The 1,490-nt window shown below is 61.4% G+C and carries 1 protein-coding gene; it reads left to right on the forward strand.

Annotated elements, in window-relative coordinates; translation table 11 throughout:
* Positions 1–1,490: CocE/NonD family hydrolase (locus LB556_RS31520; protein WP_140671269.1), on the forward strand; the 1,490-nt coding region annotated here is incomplete at both ends.

A 1,490-nucleotide genomic window follows, 5' to 3' on the forward strand; every position in this document is an offset into this window, starting at 1 on the left:
GGGACGACGGTTATGACACGCTGTCCTGGATTTCGCAGCAGCCATGGTCGAATGGACGCGTGGGCACATATGGGTGCTCGGCGCTTGGTATCGCGCAGGTTTTGCTGGCGCAGTTGTGCCATCCAGCCCACCGATGCGCAATTGCGCAGGGATCGGGCGGCGCGAACGGCTCTGCCGGAGGGCGATATCGCAACGGGGATCTCCGTCTCGGCGGTGCGGTGGAGGTTGCCGCGTTTGTCCCCTGGTTCCACCAAACCGCAGCGAAGGACCGGTCCCGAGTGCAACCGAAAAGCGATGAGGAGTATCAGCGGGCTTTCGCGTCGCTGCCGCTCGTCAACATGCTTAAGAGCCTTGGGGGACCGCCGACTGACTGGGAGGACTGGGTCTCGCGTGACCCAGGCGATCCCTGGGGGGATCGGAATGGGATGCTTAGCGAGGACTCGACCATCGACGTCCCAGCCCTGTTCGTGAACTCGTGGTACGACGTGGGGGCTGCCGACGCGCTTCACCAGCAGCGCGTTTTTAGTGCTCGCGGATTGAGCCCGGCGGCACGCGATCACCAACATATCATTCTGTCGCCAGCCACGCATTGTGGCACCGAGAGTCTCAAAGCCCCGACGGTTATCGGCGAGCGCGAGCTGGGCGACGCGCGCCTGGATTGCTGGCAGATCTACCTGGACTGGTTCGACTGCTGGCTGAACGACAAGCCCGACCGGATCGAGGGAATGCCCCGCGTCCAGTACTACGTGATGGGTCGCAACGAGTGGCGTGCCGCGTCAGAATGGCCCCCTCTTGGTGTGGAACTGCAGCACTGGTTCCTCCGCAGCGGCGGGAATGCCGCGACCCGTCTAGGCGACGGGACTCTTGATGTAGAGCCTCCGAGTGCCGACGAGCCGGCTGACACGTTTACCTACGACCCTGGGGATCCGGCGCCGTTCTTGGGGATGGACGGCGGGAAGTCAAGTGGAACTACTATAGGACCCCGCGATTACCAGGACGTCCAGCTTCGTCCAGACGTCCTCTGCTTCACTTCACCGCCCCTCACAGAGGGCATGGAGGTTACCGGATTTGTCCGGGCGGTCCTCTTCGTCTCTTCTTCGGCCCCGGACACGGACTTCGTGGCCAGACTGTTGGACGTACATCCCGATGGCCGTGCGATTGACGTGGTGGACGGGATACTGCGCGTCCGCTATCGCGAGGGCTTTGATCGGGCTGTTTTCATGGAACCGAGCGTTATATGCAAAATCGAGATTGATCTCGACGCCACAAGTAATTGGTTTCCGGCCGGCCATCAAATTCGCCTGGAAATCACTAGTTCGGCCTTCCCGCGGTTCGACCGCAACCTGAATACGGGAGGTAACAACTGGGACGAAACTGAATGGGTAGTGGCTCGGAACACGATTCATCACTGCGAGCAGTTCCCCTCCCACGTACTGCTTCCTGTGATGACAGCGATGGGGTCCCATGCCGGCAAGGCGAATTTGAACAGC

It is taken from the genome of Mesorhizobium sp. ES1-4 (assembly GCF_020164745.1).
GTDB lineage: Bacteria > Pseudomonadota > Alphaproteobacteria > Rhizobiales > Rhizobiaceae > Mesorhizobium.